Below are 5,941 nucleotides of genomic sequence, written 5' to 3'. Positions count from 1 at the left end.
GCCGCGGATTGGTGCTGTCGCTGATCGCCTCAATTTGCGGCGACGGCTAACGGCGTTGCCCGGTGTTTGCTTGGTCGATGCTATCGGCGTGCGGGAGCGCCGGCTAACGTATAATACTTGACCAAATTGCTTCCATTGAGTGCTTGGTTATGCGCAACACTGGCGATCACCGATATTCGATCCTGATACTTTGCCTGTTAGGCGCGGCTTGCCAACCAGCCGCCGCCGACGAGGGTAGCGACGCCATCAGCTCGACGGCCGAACTATTGCCGCTGAGTTGGGAGGAATTGACCGAACTGGACGTGTCCGGACTGGCCCGGCGCCAGCAATCGGTCAAGGACAGTCCGGCGGCGGCCTTCGTGATCACCAGCGAAGACATACGCCGATCTGGCGCCAATAGTCTGCCGGACCTGTTGCGGATGGTGCCGGGCATGAATGTCGCGAAAATCAATGCATCCAACTGGGCGGTCAGCGCGCGCGGTTTTAACGATCTTTACGCCAATAAACTGCAAGTGATGATCGACGGCCGCAGCGTTTACGATCCGCTGATCAGCGGGGTGTATTGGGGCCAGCAGAATCCGGCGCTGCAGGACATCGAGCGTATCGAAGTGCTGCGCGGTCCCAGCGGCACCTTGTGGGGCGCCAACGCGGTGAACGGCACCGTCAACATCGTCACCCGCTCGGCTCGCGACACCCAGGGCGGCTTGGTGTACGGCGGCGGCGGCACCGAGGAGCGCGGTTTCGGCGGCGTTCGCTACGGCGGCCAACTTACGGAAGGCGTGCATTGGCGGGGCACCCTGAACGCGGTCAATCGCGACGCCAGCGCGCGCTTGAACGGTGCCGGCGATACCGCCGACTACACGAACGCCCAAAACGCCAATTTTCGGCTGGATGGTCAAACCGGCGAACGGGACCAGTGGATGCTGGAAGCCAATGTGGCGCGTTACCGGTTGCAAGGCGACTATATCGGCGTAACCAGCGTCGATCCGCCGACCTGGCGCTCCGACGACTTTGGCCGCGATGGCGTGACCGGCAGTCTGCAGGGCGATTGGCGGCATCGGACCGACAGCGGCCACGACTGGCGCTTGAACATGGCGTTCACCCAAACCGAGTGGACGCTGGCGATGAATCGGATGAGTCGATCGCAATACGTGCTGGATTGGCAGGACAGTCTGCCGTCGGTCGGCGCTCACCATTGGCTGTGGGGCTTGAACTATCAAATGATCAGCGATCGTTTCGACAACACGCTGACCTTGAGTTTTTTGCCGGCCGAGTTCACCCAGCACAATGTCGGGCTGTTTCTGCAGGATCAAATCGATTTGGGTGAGGACGTCAAATTAACGCTGGCCAACCGGGTCGAGCACTTCACCTATACCGGCTGGGAAACCGAACCGAACGCCCGGTTGATCTGGACCCCGGACCGCCGCCACAGCCTGTGGGCGGCGATATCGCGGGCGGTGGTGTTGCCCAATCGGGCTCAGCACAGCATTCGGCTGTACAAGACGGTTCCCGGCACCGACCGGTTTTTCGAAGCCACTGCCAATCCGCGCATGCGAACCGAGAACTTGATGGCCTACGAATTGGGTTGGCGTTGGCAGGCCACCGATACCGTCGATATCGATACCGCGTTGTTTTACAACATCTACGACCGGATGCAGGGCACTCGGTTTACCGGCCAGGTTTTCAACGACCCGATTCCCGGTACCTTGGAAGCCACGGTCGGCAACGAGCGGCAAGTCAAAAGTTACGGACTGGAAGTGTCGGCCAATTACCGGGTCAATCACGATTGGCGACTGCAAGCGTCGTACAGCGCCAACCGATTCGATATCGAATACGATCGCAGCCAATCCTGGCTGCGCGATCCGTTAACCGAGCGGCACTTCAACCCCAGCCATCAGTTGTCGCTGCGCTCGCTATTCAATCTGACCAGCGAAATCGAACTGGACGCCTGGGCGCGCTATGTCGATAGGCTTTATGTGGATCAACGCGAGATACCGGATTACATCACGCTCGATTTACGCCTGGGCTGGCATCCGCACCGGAATTTGGAGTTTTCGGTCAGCGGCCAAAATTTGCTGGATGCCTACCACCCCGAGTTTAGCGACATTCTTTACATTCAATCGGTCAGTCAATTACAGCGTGGTTATTTTGCCCAAGTCTCCTGGCGGTTTTAGCGGGTCGGCCCTGGGCATGTTGGCGCGCTGGCGAGCCGGCTGGATCTCGCTGCTGGCCGTGGCGGCGATTTCGGCGGTCGCGGCCAGCGACAGCGTGCCAGCCAATCAGGAATATCAGCTCAAGACCGCTTATCTGTTTCATTTCGCCGAATTGGCGGAATGGCCCGAATCGGCGCCGGTCAATATTTGTCTGTTGGGCGACAGTCCGTTACGCGACTATTTACCGGTTTTAGAGGGCTGGCAAATCGACAACCGCGTCGTGCACGTGTCGCTGGGCGATAACATCGACAATTGCCGCATCCTGTTTTTGAGCGATCTCAACGTGTTGTCGAAGGCGGTCAGCGAGTACGCCCGCATTCGCCACGTGCTGCTGGTCAGCGATGTCGAGGATTTCGCCCGTCGCGGCGGCATGGTGCAGTTTACGTTGCGCGACAACAAGTTAAAGCTGGTGGTCAATTTGCCGGCGGTCAGGGATGCGGGCTTGAAACTCAGCTCCAAGTTGTTGCGGATGGCGGAAATCGTGCAATAAACCGCACTGGCCCGAATCTGGACTATGGTTAATCCGGCGTTTGCTTTCAGTCAGGAGTTTGTATGCTCAACATCGTCAATTATTACGAGCAATTGGTCGTAGACCGCCTTTGGAAAATGGCCGAATCCGGCGAGTTACCGGAGGGTGTCGGCTTGCGAGAGGACGTGGCTTGTTTGGCCTTGAACCGTTTAGCGCCCTGTTACGTGCGCAATCCCATCGACAAAGGGATACACGTTGACGACAGCCAATATCAACAAATGACCGCTAACGTCGAGGCGGCGATCGCCCAAGCCGTCAGCCAAGTGCTCGATAGGCCGCGAACCGACCGGGAGGTCTCGTGAGACGGCGGGTTAGCGCGGCGGTGTGCTCGGTGCTGATGCTGGTTGTCGCCGGTTGCGGCTCCACGGACCAGCCGCCGGCCGCGCAGCGCGCCGACTCCGATGGCCAGGCGATCGCCGAGGCGCTGCAAAAGCCGGTCGAACAGGCCAGGGACGCGGAAAAACAGATTTTTGAAGGTGCCGAACGCCAAAAACGGGCGGCCGAGCAGATGTGAATCTAGCCGAGCCCGCGCCGGTCGACGCGGGTCGGTTGAGACTAAGGCTTATTTCAAATTGGGGCAATCGAGGTATTTGGGATGGCTGGTGGTGACGGTGGCGACCCGGTAATCCTGATTGGGCGTATTGTCCGGACCTTGGCCTTCGCCGGTGGCGCTGACGGTCAATTGCTCGGCTTTGGCGCCGTGATCGATCAATAACTTGACCACTGTGTCGGCGCGGCGTTTGGACAGCGCCAGATTGTCGTTGGATTTGCCGACCGTGTCGGCGGACGCCGTCACCGCCGCCTTGGCATCCGGGTGAGCGCCAAGGTAGTGGCCGAGATGGCCGATGCCGCCGTGGTCGGTTTTAAACGGTACGGCGCTGCCGGTTTTAAAATAGGCCGCTACATGATGAACCGGTTCGTTCTGGTGGTGATTGTGGCCGTGAATTTCGGTCAGCCAGGCACACATTTCCTTCTCGGACTGCAATTTATGCTCGGCGGCGGCGCGCGCGGCCGCCAGGGCCTGTTGCTTTTCGTCGATATTCCAATAGTAGCCGTTTTCCCAATGCTCCAGAATGTGGTTCGCGGTTTCCAGGTTTTCTTCGGCTTTCTCCTCGTGCAGGATGGCTTGCCCGTAATGACCGGCCATCGAGGCGTCGATTTGGGCCTTGAGTTCCGAAGTGTCTTGTTTCGGTGTGGTGCAGGCCGTCAAGGACACGGCTAAAACCGCGAGTGGCAAGTAAACAGTTTGCGTTTTCATGGTGTTCTCCTCGTCGTTAGAGTGCGCCGCTATTCGCCATCGTCCATCGGGCCGTAATGGGTCCAATAGCCCGGCAGATGCAGGCCGAAATAGCGGGTGTCTTCGCTGTAGCGTTCCCAGACGTAGGCCGGGGAGATGAATTCGTCGCTCGGGATGGGCGCGCTAATAAATTCGACGGTACCGATCAAGGTGCGGCCGACGGTATGGGCGACGCCGCGCAATAAACCCCAGCTCATGCCGACCAGAATATTTTGTTCGCTGCTGATATTGACGATGTTTTTCGGCAGTTCGCCGACGCCCAGCGCCATATTAAAAAAGCCCTGATTAATTTTGTCGGTAAAGTCGTGCAGATAGCCGTTTTCGTGTGCGTTTGCCGCCGGCGTCAACAGGCAACCGGAAAGCAGGCAGGTGGTGAGAAATGGTTGGATTTTCATGACAGTGCTCCCGTTATGTTGCATAAGGTAATTCCGCATAGCAGTTTAAGCATAGCAGCGATCATCGGAAAATCATCCGGGACGGCGGATATTTCAGGTTTGGCGATCGCCAGGGGCCTTGCTTTTTAGCTCAGTCGCCAGCCACTTCGACCCGATTGCGGCCGTTTTTCTTGGCGAGGTACAACGCGTCGTCGGCGGCCTGAATGATGGCTTCCAGCGTCAGGAACGGGTCGATGGGGCGGCTACAGATACCGATCGATATGGTCGTCGGTATGTAGCGGTTTTGGAAACGGAAGCTATGGTTCATTACCGTTATACGAATACGCTCGGCCCAGGCGACCGAGGCCGCGGCGCTGGATTCGCGCAGCAGCATGATGAATTCCTCGCCGCCGTATCGGGCCACCAAGTCTTCCTCGCGCATTTCCGCGCTGAGGATATTCGCCAGTTCCCGGAGGATTTGGTCACCGGCCAGATGGCCGTAAGTATCGTTTTTCTGTTTGAAATGATCGGCGTCGCACATGACGATGGTCATTCTGGTGTCGGCGCGTTTGCAAAACGCCAGCTCTTGTTGCGCCCGCATCATAAAGGCGTTGCGGTTCAGGATGCCGGTCAGCGCGTCGATATTGGCGGCTTGGTACAGCTCTTCCTCGGAGCGGGCTTCTATGAAACGCTTGTAATCGATCTTTAAATATAAGTCGCCGACCCGGACCCTATCCAACAGATCGATGCGTTGTTTTTGAATGCGTTTGCCGTTGACGAAGGTGCCGTTGGTGGAGTTGAGGTCGGCGATGACAATGTAACCGGGATAACGAATAAAGGCGCAGTGTTGGCGGGAGATTTTCGGGTCCGGTACGCAGATGTCGGCATCCGCCCCACGTCCCAAACTGATTTGCGGCTTGTCCAGTTTGTATTGCTTACCCTGATGATGCCCCGACAACATGATCAGGTAAGGGTCCAGCTCGGTACGGGTCCTGCCGGCTTCCGACAGTTTGGTCACCAGCGTGTTCGCCGAGTCTTGCTGAGTCTTATCGGGGGGAGTGCTGGTCATGGCGGCATTGTAACCCTGTTCCGTCGTTAGTGTTTAAGGGTGTGTTCAAGCATAGGCTAATATTGTAGAACCTCCGGCGTTTGGTGTCTGCATTTAAGCCCAACGGCGGCAGCGCCTAAACGCGCGGGCGAGATTGTGTTTGATGAACATCGGCGCGACTTCCTTGAATACCAAGCCGTCAATCGGCAAGTTGCTGGAGCCGTTGTTGGGCGCCAGGCGGTCAGCGCCGGCAAACACCAGCGTATCGTCGGGCAGGCCGTGACAAGGCGCCAAGCCAGTGGGTGTTGAAGGTCAGCGCCTGCATAAAGCGCCAGTTATCATTGGCGCCGCCGCCATCCAAGGGTGGGTGACGGCCTGAACAGGGGCGGTTAGTCCGCTCGCCGCCAATGCGGCAAGAATGGCTGAATTCAAGGAACGGCGGTTAAAGCTGGCGTGTCGGTTCATAGAGAGTAGGGTATT

Annotated in this window: 8 protein-coding genes; 4 read left to right on the top strand and 4 right to left on the bottom strand. The window is 58.1% G+C overall.

Annotated features, from left to right (window positions below; all coding sequences use genetic code 11):
* Positions 1-149 precede the first annotated feature (149 nt).
* The 4 genes from AC3B8H_RS17565 to AC3B8H_RS17550 all read left to right on the top strand — a co-directional run bounded on the left by AC3B8H_RS17565 (position 150) and on the right by AC3B8H_RS17550 (position 3,256).
* A complete protein-coding gene (locus AC3B8H_RS17565; protein WP_488442842.1) occupies positions 150-2,174 on the top strand; it encodes a TonB-dependent receptor plug domain-containing protein in 2,025 nt (674 codons plus the stop codon).
* Entirely contained in the window at positions 2,149-2,703 is a 555-nt protein-coding gene (locus AC3B8H_RS17560; protein WP_488442841.1) for a YfiR family protein, read from the top strand. The genes AC3B8H_RS17565 and AC3B8H_RS17560 overlap by 26 nt, the downstream gene beginning before the upstream one ends.
* A gap of 62 nt (positions 2,704-2,765) precedes the next feature.
* A complete protein-coding gene (locus AC3B8H_RS17555) occupies positions 2,766-3,044 on the top strand; it encodes a late competence development ComFB family protein (protein ID WP_488442840.1) in 279 nt (92 codons plus the stop codon).
* Complete coding sequence (locus AC3B8H_RS17550; protein ID WP_488442839.1) at positions 3,041-3,256, top strand: hypothetical protein; 216 nt, start codon at positions 3,041-3,043, stop codon at positions 3,254-3,256. Before AC3B8H_RS17555 ends, AC3B8H_RS17550 begins: the two co-directional genes overlap by 4 nt.
* Positions 3,257-3,304: 48 nt before the next feature.
* On the opposite strand, the gene AC3B8H_RS17545 is transcribed toward AC3B8H_RS17550, so the two are convergent.
* From AC3B8H_RS17545 to AC3B8H_RS17530, 4 genes are all read right to left on the bottom strand, one after another.
* Entirely contained in the window at positions 3,305-4,000 is a 696-nt protein-coding gene (locus AC3B8H_RS17545; RefSeq protein ID WP_488442838.1) for an OmpA family protein, read from the bottom strand.
* Positions 4,001-4,029: 29 nt separating this feature from the next.
* Positions 4,030-4,434, bottom strand: a complete 405-nt coding sequence (locus AC3B8H_RS17540) for an exosortase system-associated protein, TIGR04073 family (protein WP_488442837.1) — start codon at positions 4,432-4,434, stop codon at positions 4,030-4,032.
* A 130-nt stretch (positions 4,435-4,564) separates the two neighbouring features.
* Positions 4,565-5,482: a diguanylate cyclase gene (locus AC3B8H_RS17535; RefSeq protein ID WP_488442836.1), complete on the bottom strand. Its 918-nt coding sequence runs from the start codon at positions 5,480-5,482 to the stop codon at positions 4,565-4,567.
* A 93-nt stretch (positions 5,483-5,575) separates the two neighbouring features.
* Entirely contained in the window at positions 5,576-5,755 is a 180-nt protein-coding gene (locus AC3B8H_RS17530) for a hypothetical protein (RefSeq protein WP_488442835.1), read from the bottom strand.
* Positions 5,756-5,941: the final 186 nt, after the last annotated feature.

It is taken from the genome of Methylomonas sp. BG-2, assembly GCF_057766305.1.
The sequence above is the reverse complement of the archived record's forward strand: the minus strand, read 5'-3'. Positions and strand labels throughout refer to the sequence as shown.